Below are 21,440 nucleotides of genomic sequence, written 5' to 3' on the forward strand. Positions count from 1 at the left end.
CTCACATCTCCTTGTGGATGGGGTGACATAAATCTTGCAGCGCTTTCACTCCCACCGGTTCGACAGCTTGCAAGGGCACCACGGCATAACGCTTGGCATGCTTCTCCTTGACCGCTTCGATATGGGGCTGCTGGCGATACGCTCGCTGGGCCAGCAGCGGTGAGGTGACGCTGGCCGGGGCCAACATGTGATTGACAACCCAGGCCCATGGCTCGATACCGGCGCGGCGCAGGTCGGCTTGCAAGTTGGCCGCCTCCTGTACCGGGGTGGGCTCGGGCAGAGTGACGATCATCACCTTGGTCTGTTTCGGGTCTTGCAACTGCATCATGGGGGTGGTGAAGTGCATCCCTTTGCCACCCATCTGACGGGCGATCTCTCGGTGATAGGCACCAGTCGCATCGAGCAGCAACAGGGTATGGCCAGTGGGCGCCGTATCCATCACCACGAAGCGCTTGCCCGCCTCGCGAATGATCCTTGAGAAGGCCTGAAACACGGCGATCTCTTCGGTACAGGGGGAGCGTAAATCTTCCTCCAGCAGGGCGCGGCCCTGGGCATCCAGACTGGCCCCCTTGGTGGCCAGCACCTGGGCACGGTAACGCTCGGTCTCGGCGTGGGGATCGATGCGACTGACCTCCAGGCTGGGCAGTGCCCCAGCCAGGGTCTCTCCCAGATGGGCTGCGGGATCTGAGGTGGTCAGGTGAACCGGCAGGCCCCGGCTGGCGAGCTCTACCGCCACTGCCGCAGCCAGGGTCGTTTTACCCACACCGCCCTTGCCCATCAGCATGATGAGCCCGTGGCCATCGCTGGCCAATTCATCGACCAGTTGCTTCAATCCGGGGTGTGGTTCAGTGGTTGCGCTCTCAACCTCATCAGTCCCAGTGACAGGCGCTGCCCCCAGTAACTGGCGCAGGCTCTCCACCCCAACCAAATTGGTCGCCAACAGCGGCACTCTGTCTTGTGGCAAACTTGCCAGCAGCGCTGGCATATCAGCCATAGCCTGTTGTTCACGTTGCCATACGGCAGTTGCCAAGGGGTCATCAACCAGCTCGCTTTGCGGGAAGATGCCATTGATAACCAGCTGCTGATTGGCAAGACCGATGGTCGCCAGTTCGTCATGGGTACGCGCCACTTCCCGCAAGGTAGATGCTTGCGCCCGGGCGACCAGAATCAGCCGCGTTTTTCCGGCATCAGAGAGAGCTGCAACGGCCTCAGCATATTGACTGCGCTGTTTTTCCAGTCCAGCCAATGGCCCCAGACAGGAAGCATCGCCCTTGCCTTGCTCCAAAAACTCGCTCCATGCCCCTGGCAATTGCAATAGACGGATAGTGTGGCCGGTCGGTGCCGTATCGAACACGATGTGGTCGTATTCCCCCACCAGGCTGCTGTCGGTCAAGAGAGCAGTGAACTCGTCAAAGGCGGCGATCTCTGTGGTGCAGGCACCGGAGAGCTGTTCTTCAATACTGCGTACCACGCTTTCGGGCAGCTTGCCGCGCACCGGGCCAACGATACGTTCGCGATAGGCTTGCGCGGCGGCTTGCGGATCAATCTCCAGTGCTGATAACCCATCGACTTGCGGGATCCTGGTGATCTGGTTCCCTATCTGGGTGTCGAACACTTGGCCTACGTTTGAAGCCGGATCTGTGCTGACCAGCAGTACCCGTTTGCCACTGTCACACAAGGCAACCGCACTGGCACAGGCCAGCGATGTTTTACCCACTCCACCTTTACCGGTGAAGAAGAGAAATGGGGGCGCATCATTGAGAAACGAGTAGTTCAGAAACGGGGACATGAGAGACTCCTATCAGGAAGAACGAGGCAATAAAGCAAACAGAGATCTTTCCAACCACACGATGGTGCTTAGCAGCAACCACTGCTACCGGAGCAGCATCCACTCTTGACGATCCCTTTGATGGCACCGGCTTTATTGGACTCAGCTTCTGGCTGTTCAACGTCGGCACCATCGCTTTCTGGTGCTTTCGGCAACTCCAGTCCTGCATAGCGGATCAGTTCAGCGCGGCTGGGATAGCGACCGGTGAGTACCACCTGACCATCAACCAGCGTCACCGGTAATCCTTCTTCCCCACTCAGTTCCAGGAAGGAAGCTACTGCCGGGGTTTCAGCGAAGACCAGGGGCTGTTGTGCCAGGTTGAATCGGTATAGAGAGCCGCCCTGTTGCTTGAGCCACTCGGCATCACCAGCAAAGATCACCAGATTTTGGTCAACATCTGCGCCACATACACCGCTGGAACAGCACAGGGCCGGGTCGAATACCTGTATCAGTCTCATGATTTCTTCCTCACTTAATCTCGGTGGCAATCGCATTCAGAGCTGCTTTTAGCCCCTCGCGATCATTGGAAAAACGGGATACATCCTGTGACAAGAGGGCTTCGATACGCTTTCTCAGCGTCGAGTATGCAAAGTGAAAGGCGAGCGCTATCTGCTCCTCGCTGCCAGCCACATGGGCGGGGTCATCTACGCCCCAGTGGGCTCGCAATACAGGCCCCAAATAGACAGGACAGGTTTCATTGGCCGCGTTACCACACACGCTGATCACAACATCGGGCGTCACGGGCAGCTCATGCCAGGATTTGCTGTGCAATCCGCTGATGTCGATACCTTCACGGGTCAATAACGCCAGTGAACGGGGATGCACCTCACCGGTTGGTTGACTACCGGCACTCATGGCATGCCAACCGGTTGGAGCCAGGTGGTTAAAGGTCGCCTCTGCCAGAATGGAACGGCAAGAGTTGCCTGTGCATAGGAACAAGATATTCATGATGAGCAACTTTCCTTGTTGGTGCAGGTATGAACGGGGGGGAGCACCTCAGGGGTACAATTGGCCGCGCTGCGCATATCCGAGCACTGCTCTGGATTGCCATAGCAGCACTCTTCGGTGAGGTAACCGATCAAGTCGAGCATCAGGGGAATATTGGCGCGGTAACGCAAGAAACGGCCCTCTTGCTCCACCGAGACAAGGCCTGCATACAGCATGGCTTTCAGATGGAATGAAAGAGTGTTCGGGGCGACATCCAGTTCACTGGCAAGCTGGCCAGCGACCATACCCTCCAGTCCTGCCTTGACCAGCAGACGCCATACATCGAGGCGGATACCGGATGCGAGAGACTCGAAGACTTTAGTGGCTGTATCTTTATTCATTTGAACCTCTTCATTCATTTCATGAGTACAACTATACAAGAATAATTGAAATGATCAACCCACCCAAACCTTGCTGTTGATTTATTTAGGTACAGTTACTGTTTACACAACACTCTTCACGGAAAAACGCAATGATCTCTTCCAGCACTTCGTATTGAGAGACGCACAGCAGGGTACGGCTCTCCCGGTTCTGCGTGACCAGGCCAACCGAGACCAGCGCGGCAATGTGGTGGCTTAGGGTCGATGCGGGAATGGCGAGCTGTTTTTGCAAGTCTCCAACAGGCAGGCCTTGCTCTCCCGCTTTGACCAAATGCTTGAAAATGAACAAACGAGTCGGGTGACCCAGCTCTTTCAATGCCTTAGCAACCTCTTCCAATTGCATAGATCACTCCTCTCGATGACGCATATTTCGATAATACCAGAAATATCTTGACCACCTCAATGATTCCATTATTTTAGAAATATAGTAAACCAAAGAGGACATGAAGATGAATGACTGGTTAACCATGCTGACAGATGCATCTCAGATGTTTTTGTTCCTGGCTTTCGAGCTTTCTGTGCTGTTTCTGGTGATCAGTGCTGGGGTCAGCTTGATCCGCCAGAAGATCCCCGATGCCAAAATCCAAGCCATGCTGGGAGCACGAAAAGGCAGAGGCTATTTGATTTCTGCCGTACTGGGGGCATTGACCCCATTTTGCAGTTGCTCAACCATCCCCATGCTGCGCGGACTCTTGTCTGCCAAAGCTGGTTTTGGGCCAACCCTGACTTTCCTGTTTGTCTCGCCGCTGCTCAACCCGATCATCGTCGGCCTGATGTGGGCCACCTTCGGCTGGAAGGTGACGATGTTGTATGCCGTGATTGCAGCGGGAGTTTCTGTACTGGCGAGTATGCTGCTGGACATGCTGGGGTTTGAGCGTCATGTCATTGACCCCAAAGAGGCCAAGCAAAGCAGCTGTGGCACCGGTTGTGGCACTACGACACAAGAACCTGCAAGTGTGAGTGCAACAGCTTGCTGCTCAAGCAATGCTATCAAGTCCGTCAAACCGCTAAAGGCCCAGGCATCTTGCTGTACTGCGCAACCCGATGAGGCCGCGCCAACTGTCTCTTGCTGCGCAGATGGCACTGCGGCACTGACCCAGGCCCCAGTCATTCCCACTGCCTTCGCCAAAGCGCGTATCGATGCCTGGCAACAATTCAAAGAAGTGCTGCCTTACTTGTTGCTGGGGGTGCTGATAGGGTCATTTATCTATGGTTTCATCCCCGCCGAGTGGATAGCGGCCCACGCCGGGGTAGACAACCCGCTGGCGATCCCATTCAGCGCAGTTGTGGGTATTCCACTCTATATCCGGGCAGAAGCCGTTATCCCTCTGGCATCGGTATTGCTGGGCAAAGGAATGGGTATGGGGGCGGTGATGGCACTGATTATCGGTAGTGCGGGGGCCAGCCTGACCGAGGTGATCCTGCTCAAGTCGATGTTCAGAACACCTATGATTGTGGCGTTCCTGACCGTAATACTGGGGATGGCCGTCATGATGGGCTACCTGACCCAACTGCTGTTTGCATAAATGACAAAGGGCCCTCTGAAACAGAAGGCCCTTTTTTACACGGGAAAATTACTTGGCTATTGATGAGCGGGTGTTGATGAACAACCCCATCAGCTGGAACAACAACGCAGCCATTGAAATCCCCAAGACCAGAATACCGATCTCGGCCAGGTTAGGAACATAGTGTTGTACAGCACCAAACCAAGTCGATTTTGGCCCAAGAGACACTAACTGTCCGCTGGTCACAAAGGCAACCTCAGCCAGGAAAGACCAGAGCAAGGTCACCAGCATGGCCACTTTCACATTCATGAATGACAGCGCCAAGGCAATGATAAAACCGAGTGGCAGCCAGCCCTGTACCCACATACCGTTTCCCACTCCGCTGTTTCTGATGCTGTAAACCCAGAGTACAGAGAGCAGGATAATCTGGGCTATCACTGCTAGCCGCCAAATACCCCATAAGCGTGGATTGAATGCGCGGGTTACTTGCAGCAAGCCGATAATGGAGACCCCGCTGACCATGGCGCAGACAAGGGTAAACAGCGCTGACTGTGCCCCTGAAAAAGCCGCTCTAGCAACGACAGTACCAAATACCGATCCCAATGTGAGGGAGGCCAGACAAGCAATGATCAAGGTGCTCCAAGCCAGTACACTGCCTTTTGCAAGGTGTATACCCTTCCATTCAGCCAAGAACTTGAACAACAACAACACCAGCTCAATGGAATAGAGTGTTCCCATCCACCAGATCGGGGACATCACATTCGGGGACAAGACCAACCAGATAATGCTAAAGGGTGACCCCATCTCCGTCGCCAGTGCGGTGAAGGCTCCCAGCAACAGGGCTATGGCGGTGAGCAGCAACTGCCTCTTGTTCTGTTTCAGCCAGTCATCATCCAATATCTCAGCCAACGCGAGCAAGATGGATGCCCCCGTGCTCATCAATGCCAGAAAAATGTAGGTGATCAGCGGCAGCGTCCAGATCATGCTGTCGTTGGTTTTGAATGAAGAGTGGAAAAACCACTCTTCAATAGCGAAAAAACCACCGAAAAGACAGCCAGCCACCGCCAGTAACAGGGTAATCCTGGATGTATTAGTCATAGCGCCTCCCTATACCCGGCGGGTTGGTGTGTATTGTCTGATATAGAAAACCTTGGCCTGAGTGCCTAACTCAGCTCTCAACGGTTTGCCATCAAATTGGCGGATCAGGACAGATACCTCACTGTTAGGGTCATCCAAATCGCCCACAACCCGAGCATGTGACGGACAGGCATCGACACAAGCAGGATTGAGCCCCACTTTCAAACGGTGGTCACAGAAGGTGCATTTCTCCACCTTGCCGCGATGCCGCAATACTGGATAGGTGTTGCCACGCTCGGGGTTACTGTTGGGACATCCCTCACCTCCAGATGCTTCCAGCATGGTCTTGGGGGTGTAGGTGCCAGCAGGCAACACCCCATCTAGCCGCTGCCACTCTTCGTGGGGATTATTCCAGTTGAAGCTGATGACACCGTATGGGCAATTCACCATGCAGGCCTTGCAGCCAATACACTTGTCGGGGTCGTGGAGTGTCAGTCCCCCTTCGCCCTTATGCATGGCTTTGGTGGGGCAACCGTTGACGCAGGGCGCATTGTCACAGTGGTTGCACATGGTGGAGATGTACTCAAATCTCACATCAGGGAAGACCCCTTGGGACTTGATGATCTTGTCGCACCAGTTTATATCGGGTGTGGTGTTGTTTTCCGCTTTGCAAGCGAAGACACAGCCACTGCAACCAACACATTTCTGTTGGTCAATTACCATTCCATAACGCATTGACTTGTCTCCTTACCTACACCTTCTCAACCCGGACACCAATCGCCCCGTAATATGCAGCAGACCCCGACAAATGCTCGTGAGCTGGCGGTAGGATGTCGTTGTTATTGCCACCTCGTGGCAGCTTGCCAAATTCCAATGCGGCAGTTCGTCCATAGGCCCAGTGCCCTTGACCAAAGGCCTTGGCAACCGTGCCTGGCCGGACACCCTCAAACAATGTCGCTTCACAGGTAATGCTGCCCTGTACGGTGGTGAGTTTGACGAGATCTCCCTCGCTCAACCCCAATGACTTGGCATCAAGCGGGTTGATCTTCACCACGTCTTTATTTTTCTTCTCCCCTGGATCCAAATCCCGGTTGCGCTGATACCAGGTGGTATTTGCCGAACGGCCTTCCCGGTTCAGGCGCGACTTGTGATCGACAAACAACATGGGATAGGTCTCGACATCGCCGAATCGGAATGGCGGCTCGTAGTGGGGAACATAGGCAAGTTCACCTTCGGCGGTGTAGTGACACGCATTCATCACGTCATTGACTGACTTGCCATGCTTACTGGCATGAGCTTCCAGTGCGACTTTTAGGGTTTCGCTGTAGAACTCGAACTTGTGAGTTGCTGTTTTCATCTTGCTCCAGCGAGATTCGAAAGAGTACGGCGATGAGTTCCAGACACCGATCTTCTTGAAGTGCTCCCAGCCGTCAAAGCGATCACCATTGGTATATTGCGCAGGATCCCACAGCGGTTGCGTCATCAACTTGGTGGCAAACAACCCCAGCTCTGCGTGATTGGCGGGGCTCTTTCCGGTTTCAGGGTCTTTGAATTGCTCCTGGAAATAGCGCAGCGGGGCATCATAGCCACGCTTGGCCAGAGCCTCTGCTAACAGCCAAGGAAGGCCAGTCTCATCCCCAATGTCATTGCCGAGCGAAGTAACTAGCGGTGTTGTGATTGAAACCTGAGAGTGGCGGTTACCCGAGGTGCTCTGAATGCCCCATCGTTCAAACATGAAATGGGGAGCGGGTAACAGCAGGTCGGAGAACCAGCTGAATTCGCTGACGTGGGTCGAAACGTGAGCCACGAAGGGGACTTTCGCCAGCGCCTTTTCCCAACGACCGGCACCGGGGGCCGAGAAGGCAAAGTTATTGAAATAGCCCAGTAATACCTTGGGAAGGTAGGGGTCTTCTTCCAGAATGCTGTCTGCCACCACGTTGGTCATGACACCGGCACCACTCTCCCCTTTTTTCAATGCGGGCCATTCCAAGCGACCCACTCTGTCGATCTTCTCCTTCTTGAGGCCATGCTTGGCGATCTCATCCGCATACTCTTTGCCAGACGCAAAATCAGTCAGGAAGGTCTTGTTGTATTGCAGGACTCCACCTTTGCTATCAACGGCGCCGAGCAAGCCATTCAATGCGTGGCAGGCAAGCCCAATGTAAGCACCGCGTTGTTGCATCTGGATGCCTCTGGAGCGCCAAATCTGGACTCTGGGAGCCGCATCCCCAAGCTTGTGCGCCAACCGCCGAATCTTCTCAACGGGGATACCGCATATGGGGGCTGCCCACTCGGGAGTCCGATCTTTAAGTTCCAGATTCCACCATTGCACCAGACCATGGGTATGACGCTCGGCGAAGAGCTCTGCGCTCACCGGCTGCCCGGTGACAAAGCGTTGCTCAGGGTCGGTGAAGTCACCGACGAATGGCTTATGCCAGAGGCCTTCGGTCAAGATCATATGGGCCAGTGCCAATGCAAGGGCGCCATCTTGTCCTGGAATAACGGGCAGCCACTCATCCGCTTTGGCAGCAGAGGATGAATAACGAGGGTCTACAATGGCAACCTGAGCCTTGTCCAGCATGTCTCCCCAGGCAGAGCTGTAGTATGAGACCTGACGATTGGCGCTGAGCGGATCGACACCGAAGGAAAGGATATAGCGGGTGTCTTGGATGTCGTATTGGCGATATCCCCAGTCCCCTTCGGTAAAGAAACTGGAGAACTTGTCGGCTTCTGCGCAGAGGGAGCTATGGGTGATCGCGTTGGGTGATCCCAGCACTGCGGTAAAGTTCTTGATCAAGACATCGCTCAATTCCGAGTAACGGCCCCGCAATGCAACATAGCGATGGGTTTCATCATTGGCCCTTAACTCCATCAACTTGTCAGCGATGAGGTTGATCGCCTCTGGCCAAGAGATGGGCTTGAAGCCAGGGTCTATGCCCCGACCTTTCTGGGGGTTGGTACGTAGTAGCGGAGTCTTGAGCCTGTCGGCATCATAGAGTTCTTGCAGGGCGAGGTATTGTCTTGGGCAGCTGGATTTACCATGCACCTTGGAGTGCTCATTGCCCCTGATATGCAGTGCTCTGCCATCGAGCATATAAACCTGCTTGGCACAAAATGAGGTGCAGCCATTACAGGTTGACGGCAGCCATTCCCCCTCACCGGGTCGATACACCATGCCAGCCTTGGCCATCGCCATGGTAATGGCATTGGGAGTGAAAATTGACGAGGCAGCTAAAGCGCTGGCACCGAGTAAAAAGCCTCGTCTGGAAATTAAAAATTCATGTTTGTGAGCCGACATAGCATCAACCATCCATTGTGTCCCTAGATGATTAGCTTTGCAGGCATTCAAGAAATACGCATTTGACCAATATCAAGCAATGTTAACAATCCTTTATTCGTTGTTTAATTCTTGCTGCGTATCAAATAAATCCAGTTAGGGCTGTGATCTACATCACCTTCAATACTAACGAAGAGGCACTGGGATCACAAAAGTAAGTAAATAAGAACCATTTCTAGTTATATGGCTGACTTGATGTCAACGCTCTCTGTATGGAGATGGTATTTACCTGACAGGTGCCCACAAAAGGGAGTGTTGATTCGGCTTCAAACCGGATAATAAAACCATATCCCTACCGTGTTATCTGGAATCACCATATGTTCACCCAGTAGACTCTGCCTACTCGTGCTCACCAAAAAGCTTAATAACGTCAGCAACACACTAATCGGTTACAGCCGTCAAATCATAACTATGGGGCCAATGGCTAGCTCGACAGGTTACTTGGTTGCAAAGGGGTATCGATTACCCCCTCCCTGGCTAACTTATGGCGCTTTAGGGAGGGGAAGGAGCGGACTGGTAATCAGGGAAGGGAGATGAATACGGCACGTTGAAAAGGGTCTGACCTTGATACTAAAGGAAGGGCGCACGAAAGTAGCGTAAATAAGACACTGGTTTGAGGCTGGTGTCAGAGGATAACTAGCTCTGTACATATAAACTTACTCATCGTTACTTGGCGCTCTACTGAAAAGCATAAAAAAACAGCCCGTATATTGCAGGCTGTCCTTTAATTAATATTGGTATAGAAGCCCTGTTATATTGCTACAGGAGCCTTAATATGAGGATGCGGGTCATACCCAACAATCTCAAAGTCCTCAAACTTATAGTCGTATATTGAATCGGGTTTACGCAGAATTTTCAGCTCCGGCAACCCTCTCGGCTCACGAGACAGCTGTTCTTTAATCTGCTCAAAATGATTCGAGTAAGCATGAACATCACCGAAAGAGATAATTATTTCATGTGGTGTAAGATCACACTGCTGTGCCAGCATATGTGTTAATAAAGCGAGCGAGCTTTGGTTATAAGCATAGCCCAAAAATATGTCACTGCTGCGTAAAAACAATTGTGCTGACAACTTTCCATCTGCTACATAGAATTGATATAGCAGGTGGCAAGGAGGTAAAGCCATTTTACCATTACGCACGTTATCTTGCGGGCTTACTGATTCGTCTGGCAGATACTCAACATTCCAGCCATGGAATAGGATCCGCCTGCTATTGGGATTGTTTTTGAGGGCATTAACAACATAATCGATTTGGTTAATTGCACCACCATCTTTAGTCGGCCAAGCAGTCCACTGATTGCCATAAATTGGCCCCAGATCACCAGTTTCTGTTGCCCATTCATCCCAAATCTTTACGCCATTCTCATTTAGCCAACGAGTATTGGTGTCGCCACTTAAGAACCAAATTAACTCATTGGCAATGCTCTTAAAATGGAGCTTTTTGGTTGTCAGCAGAGGGAAACCATCAGCGAGGTTATGTCGAATTTGACGCCCAAATACTGATTTTACACCTGTGCCAGTCCGGTCACCTTTAACCGTCCCGCTATCCATAATATCTTGCAAAAGCTCCAAATATGCTTTCATTTTTCATTCACCATATTTAATAAGTCTGTAATTCTTGCAATTTCAGCATTGGCTTTTTCAAGCTCGACTTGCAACTTGTCAACTTGATCCATATAGAAATTCCTTGATTTCGACATGGTAACAAACTGAACAGTCATAGACTCATATAACGACTTGAAATCGTTAGATTTGCCATACCAATACTGAATTTCTTTTAAACACTTGCTAATATTTTCCTTGAGTTCAACCGTTGGGTCAACCTCTATGACATTGTTTCTTTTTTCCTCAAGATCAGCCTTCCTGGCAGCTTTGATAGCAGCCACTCGCTCAAGAGGCCAGACCCGATTACGGATTGTGTTTCTGTGAACTGATGCAAGGATTGCAAGGGATGATATTGAACACTTTATAGAGCGGTCGTTCTGCATCTTGATTAGCGCTTCATTGATGCTCTCAGTTACATCATTGAACTCTTTATTATTCCTCTCATCATAGGCGGTCATTTAAACACCCCGAGATATTCCAGAACACCTTTAGCTTCATTAGCAGCTTCCACAGCCTGGCGATAATTAGTCTCTGATTCACCAAGACTCACTACTTTCATATTCTGCTCATAAACCTCACGCCACTTGGGGATATGTGCTTTTGTAATCACAGCTTGATGACAGCGATTAGGGTTACAGCGCAGGCTACCAATGCATGGGAGGCTTTGATCAAACTCTTCTACACGACCGCCATAGCACATACCAGTTCCTACATTGATAACTGCCATTCCCTGTTGGGCCATAGCCTCAAAGACCTCATCATTTGAATAACCAGCAGCTTGATAGCCTTCAAAAAGCTTCCTTAATCGTTTCTTATGAGCCTCTGCATTCACACCAGCAAACGTACCATTGGGGTCATACATTTCTTTTACGAGATGCACTTCTGCCTGGTGCCGAAGGTTGTTCTTTTCTGCTTTAATACCAGATAACATATCTCCAATATCACCATAGCACATTGTATCACTAGAAAACCCCTTATTAGAGGCGGCACCAACTGACTGAACAAGATTACCAAAATGCTTCAATTGATGAGAAATGAATGGGAGCCCTAATTCCACTTTATACATTTGATATGCCAAAGTGTGTCTCATCATATATGGGAAGAAATCAATGGCATTTAGTTCATCGCTGGTTAGAATTTCAGAAAAATAATTCTTAATTACTATGCACACACCTTTCTTGAGTGTTTTTGGTTCCTGACTAAATTTGAGTGTTTCACTTTTACTATAAATAAATGGATTATTTCTAATTCTAGTCAATACAACTAGAGCTGCCATTGCATCTTCTACAGCAGGAATTGCAACCCAAAGGTCATCAAACAGCCTTCGTGAAGTTGAACGATGTTTAAGCACAGTAGAACAAATGCATGGAATATCAAAGGAACTTGTGAGTGGTTTATCTACACGAATTTCTGTAAACTCACTTGGACGCATACCAGTGAACTGGGCAATAATGTAAATTGCTGCATCATGTACAAGCTTAGTGTAATTAAATATGTCTTCTGTGCCCCGCTCTGGACGCTGTAAATCTGCGGCCCTGACATCACCAACCAGCTCCGTATTGAGCTTGCCTCTAACAAGAGCTATGTCTGGATTTTTTTTGTAAAGACGCACACCAATATAATACTCAACATCTGAATCACTTATATCCATTACTGATGATGGCAAGTCATTTCGAAATAATTCAAGCTTTTTTTTAGCAGTTTTATCTTTTATTGGCAATCCCATCTTATGGAGGAAGTCGCTGATCAAGCAGCTTGATATAGTCACAACTTTATCAAATATTTCGTCAGGGATTATCTTTTCCCTATCATCTTCTTTTTTCTCAATTTGTGTAATAGATAGATGTTCGATTTTAGGTAAGAATGGGGGGTAAGAGTAAAGAGCATTTACAATTCGGTCGTGTGAAAACCACTCAAAAACCTGTTCAATGTGGTAGACTGTTGACTCTGCTTTTTGATAGCCAACACTGAACATTTTATAGTCTTGGTAGGTAATATCAATTAAAGAGCTATACTTCTCTCTACAGAATGCACTGCCATATTCTTCACCTGCCTTATTATAAAAGTAATCCATAAAATCTAACCATGACTTTACCATTGGTGTTATCGATTGCATGGATAGAGGTTTGCCTTTACTTTTTCGTGAATTTCGAGACAACTTTGGAAGCAATCTAATAAATATGATAGCAACTTTCATCTCTACCATTATAGATTCAGGGATATTTTCATATGCTGAGAAGCTAATTATCAGCCTACTTCTATCCATCGTTTTTGCAATTTTAACGTCTGCTGTATAGTCCCAAACCTTATCTTTAAACAAGGATTTTGATGTCACAGGAAAATTTAGCAAATTAAGAATGTTTATATTGTCATTTTTACTAGCTTCATTTTTATTGTCTGTGTATATTTGAGCAAGTAGTTGCTGCAAGTTACTTTTGAAAAAAACATTATCAACATGCTCAATATTCATAGAGATACACCATCGATCAAGATTGTAGATTCAATATTCAATGATAGCCGTTTAGCAACCTCTAATTCTTTAGCTGGAAATTCAGACCGCTCTCCTAATATAGATTCAAGTATATCTATATTATCCTGAATGACTCTTCCATGAGGCGTCAGCATCAACCTTGTATTACGGGCAACCTGAGTATAATCTCGATACAATGCGAATAAATCAGGAAGATGAGACCTTGTAATAATTACATTATTACAAGATAGGCATTTATTAAAGTTTGCACAAGCACTTCCACTCTTGTAGCTATTTAGGGACTTAATGAAATCGGGCGGATCAAATATATTTTTGCATCCACCTAATGGGGTTTTGTAAATCACTTCTTGTAAATTTTTTACGCTAACATTATCACCATTAGGTCTGTTTTTTAATTCGTAGCTGTTTTCATATATTTTGGTAAGTGCCGCATAAATTTTACTCCGAGACTGTTTATTAAAATCCATTCGGTCTAAATAAGCGAGAGTAACACCAATATTAGCATGTCCCATGATCATTTGTATTTCACGAAGGGGCACACCATTATCAATCAGCTCAGAAATAAATGAGGAACGAAAGCGAGTAGCGATGACCTCTACCTCCTCTCCATTTTCATTTATCAAATCATTGGAAAAATCCTTTAAACAATTCCACATCTGCCCCATTGTTGGAACTATAGGAGCATGCCACTCAGCATCATTGAATTTATTTCTAGCTGTGCTGTTACAAATAAAAAGTTTGTTCTTAACGTCATCACCAGCATTAACTCTAACGTGTTTAGTTATTGCTATAATTGTCTCAAAAATGTCTTTTACAACTTTAGCTTGCCCTATGGACAACCAAGTGATATCACAATTGAATATATCAAGGTGATATTCTTTGGCCCCCGTACTACGTTCTTTCCAATATCTAAGACACGGGCGGTTTGTTGCATCATGTGAAACCACAAAATCATCTATTTCGAGATCTATAATTGATGACGGATTCATCCCTGTGACTTGGAGCAGCTTAAGATAGAGAGGGATAAGCGCCTTCGCAGTTACTATACGCCCAGGTACATTCCATAGACCCCATAAATCACTAATGTTCCCATCATATATATTACGATTCTTTAGGCAAGTAAGTGCTCGTTTAAAAATACTTCTCGGATCAGCACCATGTGTATCCTTATAGCCATCAAAATAAAATGGTATTGAGTCACACTCATGATCGAACCAACTTTTTAATGATTCTAAAGTAATATTATCACTGACAATAATACTCCTTTTTCCGCTAGCATTGATAAAATCATGACACTTGACTGATTTCACATATGGTGTAAGCCAAGAGTTTTTTAACTCTACAATCTGTCTATCCAATTTCACTTGGATTAAATTACGTTCTTCTGGAGTATATGGCGTATAAGCCATTGCTTTATTTGAAGATGAGCCAATATCAAAGCCAGATGCATATATGAAAGACCGCCCTTTAAACTCTTCAAAGGCTACGAGCCGCTGCAAAGTCAAGTTTAAACAGCTGATGTATGTGTTTGCTTGTGCAGGAGATAGCGTCTTTCCAAGTAAAATATCTTCAATATACGATTTATAACGTAATGATATATAATCATTGACGCATTCAGCCAGTGATGATGCATGATTTATATTATTCGCTTCCAGATACTTAACAAAACTAGAATAAGTTGCCAAATAATTATTTATGGATGACTTTGCCGTTACTCGTTTAGAGGCCAAAGCAAAAAGAGCCATCAGCGGGTTCGTGTTCGCTATGTGACTTAAGGAATAGATACTCTCTGTAAATCCTTCATATTTTCTAGCAAAATTGAATATAGCCCAAGCACTTTCATCCTTAACAACCTTTTTCCTTTGCTTGGCTTTATCTGTATATGAGACGAATGATTCTTTATCAAAAAAGCCCTCAATGCTCATTTTTTCAAGAATCCAATCTAAAAAATCACTATATGCATTAGCTATTTCAGGATGCATATTAAGCTTTACTGCTAATGCTTTTGAACCATTTATTCTAAACTGTCTGGCTAGACTAGAACGTTCGAATGCAGAAACTGATATCCTGCCATTAATTATAGGAACTTGCTGTATCACATCAATATTCGATGATATGTATCGCCTTGCTTGTTCTAATCGTATTAAGAAATTACAAGCCAGCCCACTAAAACCATCTTTAATCACGCCAAGCTTTTCATACTCTTCATATATAGGTTTAAAATAACCCAAGGAATCCAATTTCCGGATATTTGTCGAATGGATTCCTGTTAACTTAGATAGCACAGTATCTGATAGGTTAAGAATGCTTCCTTTATTAACAAAGGAGACATTCAAAAGATAATCAACATCTGACGTAGCTCTTAATACCACAGGTTGTAAATGTGCGACTTGCTCGTCTAAGCTCATCCTTTTTTTTACATTCGTCTCAACTGATGAATTCATTTCTTATCTGCCAGTTTTATTTTTAATTTTGTCATATCCACAAGCAACTGCATTTTTTCAATGCGAGATTGTATTTCCCCATCCTTGTTAACAATAGAGTCATAAATATCATGTGGGATATTGGTATAACGCTCTGTGGTTTTAATAGATGTATGACCTAGAGATTTCTGGACGAATACAAGGCGATCTAAGAAGTCATGACCACGACCAGTATCCTGTAGAGTCAGATAGGCAAAGCTATGACGGAAAAGATGCGCATGGGCCTTTTTGGATAATGTTCCATTTTTTTCTGCACGTTTAGATATGCGAGTAATGAGAGCGGCGATGGACGCCTTAGTAAATGGGCGACCTTCCGTGTTAAAGAAAATTGGAGCAGTGTTTTGATCTGCGTATAGACGCTGGTATCGCTTGTATAAGGGGCTTGAGTGATAGGCTTTCAGGCGATCAAGTGTTGGTTTGGTGATGACTGTGTGACGCTCCTTAAGAGAGTCCTGCCGACCCTTCGAGCCATGTATGAGTAATGCTGCATAGCCTGCTTCTACAGCAGGTTTGTCAATGCCATCAGTGATGTAAGAGCCACTCACAAAGTTTTGGGCCTCTTGTACATCGCCATACGTCACGCGGGGGAGTTCACTGATCCGTACACCAGAATCCAGAAGGAATTGCAGGAGGGTGCGTTCACGCTCGTATGGCGTACAGAACATGAGGTTCTGTACATCACGTACAGATACGGCCTGGACTTGCTTGTTGTTGGGCTTACTAGTGATGGGGTCACTGGGGAAGGGGTTGTTTTCTATAGGATTCTTATGAAGCTTCTTGTCTGTGAAGTAGTCATAAAACGCCCTAATCGTCATCTCTCGATTGGTGACTGTCGATGCCTCCAATTTAAGATCATCAATTTGGTAACGAACCCAGCTTTCAAGTAATGAGAGATGGACATTAAGTAACTTTTCATCTAACGACCACTCATCACTCATGTGGTCATCAATGTACTCAAGGAAGTACCTCATGTTACGGGAGTATGTAACAACGGTTTGCTCGGAGATGCGGTGGTTATTGGCTTCGTGAGACAACCACTTACTTGGATACTCAACCACTTTGAACTGCTTGTCCAAGAACAAAACGCCATCAGTCTTCTGACCAACCCCAATCTCTATTGAGTCGATCTGCGAGCTAACTATCGGTTCATCCTTGTGTATGACCACATGCATAACACTGCTCCTAACATCGCTAGGAGCAGTCTAGACCTTCATTGTGCAAACAGCCAATGTTGACAATAAAATGTCTTTGTATTGACTCTTATCTATGCTGCTAGTTCGTACTGTGCAGAATTTGCTGTGTTGTCTAAAAGGAAGACGTCACAGCTGCGCTGGTAGAGCTGGCAGGAGAGCTTGCCATCCGCCACGTAGAACTGGAAAAAGGCGTGGCAAGGGGCCAGCGCCATCTTGTCCAGCTCACCCACGTTCCAGGCCGAGACGATGATGCGGCGTGAATCCGGGTTGTGCTTGACGTCCTCCACAGCCCGCTGGATCTGGTCGATGACGGCGCCATCGGCCGCCGGCCAGGAGCGCCACTGGGCACCGTAGACCGGGCCCAGATCGCCGTGCTCGTCGGCCCACTCATCCCAGATGCTGACGCCGTGTTCCTTCAGGTAGGCGGTATTGGTGTCGCCATTGAGGAACCAGAGCAGCTCGTGAATGATAGAGCGCAGGTGACACTTCTTGGTGGTGACCAGAGGGAAACCCTCGGCCAGGTTGAAGCGCATCTGATGGCCGAACAGAGATACGGTCCCGGTGCCGGTACGGTCGGACTTGACGGTGCCCTCATCCAGGATCTTCTGCATCAGATCGAGATAAGCCCTCATGACTTTGCCTCCTTCGCCACATTACCGAACAGCTGTGGCCGCTTGTAGGCGACCCAGATCATGATGGCACCGATGATGATCATCGGGGTAGAGAGGATCTGGCCCATGCTGATCTCCTGGAAGTAGAGACCGAGCTGGCTGTCCGGCTGGCGCACAAACTCCACCAGGAAGCGGAACAGGCCGTAGAACAGCAGGAACATGCCCGAGATGGCGCCTCGTGGCGGATTTTTACGCCAGAACAGGTTGAGGATGATGAACAGCACTACCCCTTCCAGGGCGAACTGATAGAGCTGGGAGGGATGGCGCGGCTCCGGGCCGGCTTCCGGGAAGATGATGGCCCAGGGCACGTCGGTCACCCGGCCCCACAACTCGCCATTCATGAAGTTGCCGATGCGACCCACCCCCAGCCCGAACGGGATCAGGGGTGCCACGAAGTCGGCCACGGTAAAGAAGTGGCGCTTGGTCTTGTGGGCAAACCAGCACATGGCCGTGATGACCCCGATCAAGCCACCGTGGAACGACATGCCGCCGGTCCAGATCTTGAACAGATAGAGGGGGTCTGCCAGGAAGAGATCGAAGTTATAGAACAGCACATAGCCAATGCGGCCGCCCAGGATCACCCCGAGGAAGCCGTAGAACAGCAGATCCGACACCTCTTCACGGGTCCAGCCGCTGTTCGGCGCATCGGCACGACGCCCCGCAAGCCACATGGCGAAGGCGAAACCAAACAGGTACATGAGACCATACCAGCGTACCGATAGTGGTCCCAAACTGAATGCTACGGGATCAATCTGCGAGAAAACCCAATATCCATCGTGCTGCATGTGCGGCCCCAATCATAAGAAAAGCCGCATTCTCCGATCATTCGTCAGCAGGAACAAGACTGAATATCAATCTGGCAGCTTGGCCTTGTGGCCGGCCCGCAGCAAACCGCCGAGGCCGTGCTCCTCCAGATAGCGAGCAAACAGGCCGCGCAGCACATGAGGGTTGTCGTGCTTGAGGCCATCGGCCAGTATCTTGGTCAATTCGCCGAGATGGGATTGGCGCAGCACGTATTTGATGCGGGAAATGTTGTGGGTATTCATGCTGAAGCGGCGATAGCCCATGGCCAGCAGCAACAGCACACCCACCGGATCCCCGGCCAGCTCGCCGCACACCGAGACCGGCTTCTGGTAGCGATGGGAGGCATCGACCAGCAGTTGCAGGGCGCGGATCACCGCCGGATGGAAGGCGTCGTAGATGTTGGCGACCCGGGCGTTGTTGCGATCCACCGCCAGCAAATACTGGGTCAGATCGTTGCTGCCCACCGACCAGAAATCGATGAGGGGGGCCATCTCCGGCAGGATATAGAGGGCGGAGGGCACCTCTATCATCACCCCGAGGCTGGGGTAACGGATCAATGCATTGCGGCTGGCCGCCTCTTCCGATACTTCCCGCCAGGCCTGATCCAGCAAGCGGCGGGAGGCTCGGATCTCGCCCACGCTGCTGATCATCGGCAGCATGATGGCCAGGTTGTCCAATCCCTCGCTCGCCCTCAGCATGGCCTTGAGCTGCACCAGGAAGAGCTCAGGGTGATCCAGGGTGAGCCGGATCCCCCGCCAGCCAAGGAAAGGATTTTCTTCGACGATGGGGAAATAAGGCAGTTGTTTATCCCCCCCCACATCCAGGGTGCGCATGCACACCGGCCGATCGCGATAGGTCTCCAGGATGCCTCGGTAGCGGGCAGTCTGCTCCCATTCTGAGGGGAAGCTGTCTTGCAGCATGAAGGGGATCTCGGTGCGATAGAGCCCGACCCCGTCCGCCAAATGGTTGAGGGATATCTCGGTGTCGGCACTGAGGCCGGCGTTCAGCAACAGCGACACCGGCGTGCCGTCGGCCGTCTCGGAGGGCAGGTTGTCGACGCTGCGCACCAGGGTATCGAGTTCCCGCTCCTCATTGAGCAGCTGCCGATACTCGGTCAGGATCACCTGATTGGGTTCGATGAAAAGATCGCCGCTGTAGCCATCGACCACCAGGGTGCGGCCACCGATATCGCCGAGCGGCAGATCCACCCCCATGATGGCGGCCACCCCCATGGCCCGTGCCAGGATGGCGGCATGGGAGTTGGTGCCGCCCTTGAGGGACACCACCCCGCTCAGAAACTCCCGCGGGATCTCGGCCAGTATGGTCGCAGTCACCTCATCGGCGACCAGTACCACGGGCTCCCCTACGGTGAGTTGTTCGGGCTCATCCTGCACCAGGCGGCTGATGAGCCGCTGGGCGATGTCCTTCACATCGGCGGAACGCTCCCGCAGGTAGGGATCCTTCATCCCCTTGAACTGCTCGATCAGGCGATCGCTGATGAGCTTGACCGCAGAGATCGCGGTCCAGTGCTCCTTGCTGACCTTGTTGCGGATCGGCTTGATGTAACCGGGATCGTTGAGCAGGTGCAGATAGATGTCGAAGATGGCGACCGAGTCCTGGCTGTAGCTCTCGCGAAAACGCAGCGCCAGGCTCTCCAGATCGTGGCGCACCTCTTCTACCGCGAGCTCGAGGCGCGCCAGCTGCTTGCCATGCTCTTCGTCTTTGCGCGGGGTGATGCTATTGAGCGCCTTGCGCGGACGCCACACCCAGGCCTTGGCGATGGCGATGCCGCTGGCGCCGGCAATGCCGCGCAGGGGCTTGCTCCAGTCAGTCTTCTGTAACCAGCCCTTGGCCTGGGCCTGGGCGATGCGGGCCGCCAGCTGCGCCGCCAGCGTGACCATGAAGGACTCTTCCCCCTCATCGAACAGCCGACTCTCTTTCTGTTGCACCACCAGGATGCCCACCACCTGGCGTTGATGCATGATGGGGGCGCCGAGGAAGGAGCGAAATGCCTCTTCGGCCACGTCGGGCAGGAACTTGAAGCTGGGGTGGGAAGGCGCATCGGCCAGGTTGATCAACTCTTCGCGCTGACCCACCAGACCGACGATGCCCTGCTCGAACGGCAGCGTGGCCTTGCCCACCGCCGACTCGGCCAGGCCATCGGTGGCCGCCAGTCGATAACGCCGCAGTTCGGGTTCGGCGACGTAAACGGAGCAGCAGTCGACCGTCATGGCGAGCCGGGTCTGGCTCACCAATGCCTGCAAGGCCTGCTCGAGGGTATTGGCCTCGGCCATGCTCTCGACGATGCGTCTGAGTTCCGTCAGCAACTAGTTGTGCTCCTTAGCGCGAGCGGTTACGCCGCCCATCCTTCCGATTAGCCTGCCCCGCCTGCACCAACACAGGCACCGGCATGGCCAGTGGGGCAAACTCCTTCATCACCCGGCGGTAGACTTCCCGCTTGAAGGAGACGACCTGACGAACCGGGTACCAGAAGCTGACCCAACGCCAATCATCGAATTCCGGGTGACCATGACAACCGAACTGGATCCTGGACTCTTTGCCCGGATCGAGTTGTAACAAAAACCATTTCTGCTTTTGGCCAATACAGACCGGTGAACTGTCCCAGCGAACGAGTCGTTTGGGTAAGCGGTACTTCAGCCAGTTGCGACTGATCGCCAAGATGGTCACGTCTTCGGGCTTGAGGCCTATCTCCTCGTATAGCTCACGATACATGGCCTGTTCCGGCGACTCACCATCATCAACCCCCCCCTGCGGAAACTGCCAGGAGTGCTGCCCATAGCGCTTAGCCCACAATACTTGTCCGTCACGGTTACAGATCACGATGCCGACATTGGGACGAAATCCGTCACCATCTATCACGTGATCACCTTATAAAGGCTGAATCTATAAAGAGATTGTTCCACATTCACCCCGTGGCGGCAAACAGGGACTGCAGTCAGCCACTCATGAATAACTTGCCATTTCAAGCTAAGTTATAAACAAACGTTAGGATCAGCCGCCATGAGTTGCCCACCCAGACTGTGCATAAGCCTGTGATCAAACGGGTATATACAGTAG

The 21,440-nt window shown here is 50.1% G+C and carries 18 protein-coding genes; 1 reads left to right on the forward strand and 17 read right to left on the reverse strand.

The genetic code is table 11. From position 1 onward, the window contains the following. Nucleotide 1 precedes the first annotated feature (1 nt). The 5 genes from arsA to MM194_RS09850 form a co-directional block, all read right to left on the reverse strand. A complete protein-coding gene (gene arsA / locus MM194_RS09830) occupies nt 2–1,789 on the reverse strand; it encodes an arsenical pump-driving ATPase (protein ID WP_241343471.1) in 1,788 nt (595 codons plus the stop codon). 68 nt (nt 1,790–1,857) lie between these two features. Continuing rightward, nucleotides 1,858–2,286, reverse strand: a complete 429-nt coding sequence (gene arsD / locus MM194_RS09835; RefSeq protein WP_241343472.1) for an arsenite efflux transporter metallochaperone ArsD — start codon at nt 2,284–2,286, stop codon at nt 1,858–1,860. A 10-nt stretch (nt 2,287–2,296) separates the two neighbouring features. Further along, nucleotides 2,297–2,776: an arsenate reductase ArsC gene (locus tag MM194_RS09840; RefSeq protein WP_241343473.1), complete on the reverse strand. Its 480-nt coding sequence runs from the start codon at nt 2,774–2,776 to the stop codon at nt 2,297–2,299. Next, complete coding sequence (locus tag MM194_RS09845; protein WP_052816428.1) at nt 2,773–3,156, reverse strand: helix-turn-helix transcriptional regulator; 384 nt, start codon at nt 3,154–3,156, stop codon at nt 2,773–2,775. The genes MM194_RS09840 and MM194_RS09845 overlap by 4 nt, the downstream gene beginning before the upstream one ends. Before the next feature lie 85 nt (nt 3,157–3,241). After that, a complete protein-coding gene (locus MM194_RS09850) occupies nt 3,242–3,538 on the reverse strand; it encodes a metalloregulator ArsR/SmtB family transcription factor (protein WP_241278950.1) in 297 nt (98 codons plus the stop codon). A gap of 106 nt (nt 3,539–3,644) precedes the next feature. Here MM194_RS09850 and MM194_RS09855 point away from each other — a divergent pair, with 106 nt between their 5' ends. Further along, a complete protein-coding gene (locus tag MM194_RS09855; RefSeq protein ID WP_163154522.1) occupies nt 3,645–4,721 on the forward strand; it encodes a permease in 1,077 nt (358 codons plus the stop codon). Nucleotides 4,722–4,769: 48 nt separating this feature from the next. Here the strand turns inward: MM194_RS09855 and MM194_RS09860 are convergent, their stop codons facing one another. The 12 genes from MM194_RS09860 to rppH form a co-directional block, all read right to left on the reverse strand. Beyond that, nucleotides 4,770–5,798 (reverse strand): hypothetical protein, encoded by a 1,029-nt coding sequence (locus MM194_RS09860; protein ID WP_241343474.1) that lies wholly within the window; start codon nt 5,796–5,798, stop codon nt 4,770–4,772. 9 nt (nt 5,799–5,807) lie between these two features. Then, nucleotides 5,808–6,512 carry a 4Fe-4S dicluster domain-containing protein gene (locus tag MM194_RS09865; RefSeq protein ID WP_241343475.1) on the reverse strand — a complete coding sequence of 235 codons (705 nt, stop codon included), beginning with the start codon at nt 6,510–6,512 and terminating at the stop codon, nt 5,808–5,810. Between the two features lie 16 nt (nt 6,513–6,528). Beyond that, nucleotides 6,529–9,087: a molybdopterin-dependent oxidoreductase gene (locus MM194_RS09870; RefSeq protein WP_241343476.1), complete on the reverse strand. Its 2,559-nt coding sequence runs from the start codon at nt 9,085–9,087 to the stop codon at nt 6,529–6,531. A gap of 778 nt (nt 9,088–9,865) precedes the next feature. Then, nucleotides 9,866–10,699 carry a thymidylate synthase gene (locus tag MM194_RS09875; RefSeq protein ID WP_042650619.1) on the reverse strand — a complete coding sequence of 278 codons (834 nt, stop codon included), beginning with the start codon at nt 10,697–10,699 and terminating at the stop codon, nt 9,866–9,868. After that, complete coding sequence (locus tag MM194_RS09880; protein WP_241343477.1) at nt 10,696–11,178, reverse strand: hypothetical protein; 483 nt, start codon at nt 11,176–11,178, stop codon at nt 10,696–10,698. Before MM194_RS09880 ends, MM194_RS09875 begins: the two co-directional genes overlap by 4 nt. Next, nucleotides 11,175–13,190: a hypothetical protein gene (locus MM194_RS09885; protein ID WP_241343478.1), complete on the reverse strand. Its 2,016-nt coding sequence runs from the start codon at nt 13,188–13,190 to the stop codon at nt 11,175–11,177. The genes MM194_RS09880 and MM194_RS09885 overlap by 4 nt, the downstream gene beginning before the upstream one ends. Then, a complete protein-coding gene (locus MM194_RS09890; RefSeq protein WP_241343479.1) occupies nt 13,187–15,655 on the reverse strand; it encodes a site-specific integrase in 2,469 nt (822 codons plus the stop codon). The genes MM194_RS09885 and MM194_RS09890 overlap by 4 nt, the downstream gene beginning before the upstream one ends. Continuing rightward, complete coding sequence (locus tag MM194_RS09895) at nt 15,652–16,866, reverse strand: tyrosine-type recombinase/integrase (RefSeq protein ID WP_241343480.1); 1,215 nt, start codon at nt 16,864–16,866, stop codon at nt 15,652–15,654. Before MM194_RS09895 ends, MM194_RS09890 begins: the two co-directional genes overlap by 4 nt. A 92-nt stretch (nt 16,867–16,958) precedes the next feature. Further along, nucleotides 16,959–17,519: a thymidylate synthase gene (thyA, locus tag MM194_RS09900; RefSeq protein WP_277605089.1), complete on the reverse strand. Its 561-nt coding sequence runs from the start codon at nt 17,517–17,519 to the stop codon at nt 16,959–16,961. Beyond that, on the reverse strand, nt 17,516–18,343 hold the full coding sequence (lgt, locus tag MM194_RS09905) for a prolipoprotein diacylglyceryl transferase (protein WP_033129192.1): 828 nt from the start codon (nt 18,341–18,343) through the stop codon (nt 17,516–17,518). The genes thyA and lgt overlap by 4 nt, the downstream gene beginning before the upstream one ends. A gap of 66 nt (nt 18,344–18,409) precedes the next feature. After that, nucleotides 18,410–20,689, reverse strand: coding sequence for a phosphoenolpyruvate--protein phosphotransferase (gene ptsP, locus MM194_RS09910; protein WP_033129193.1), 2,280 nt, complete (start codon nt 20,687–20,689; stop codon nt 18,410–18,412). A gap of 13 nt (nt 20,690–20,702) precedes the next feature. Further along, entirely contained in the window at nt 20,703–21,242 is a 540-nt protein-coding gene (rppH, locus tag MM194_RS09915; RefSeq protein ID WP_033129194.1) for an RNA pyrophosphohydrolase, read from the reverse strand. Between the last annotated feature and the right edge of the window lie 198 nt (nt 21,243–21,440).

This window comes from Aeromonas sp. MR16, from assembly GCF_022549315.1.
In the GTDB taxonomy this organism is placed as follows: Bacteria; Pseudomonadota; Gammaproteobacteria; order Enterobacterales; family Aeromonadaceae; genus Aeromonas; species Aeromonas aquatica.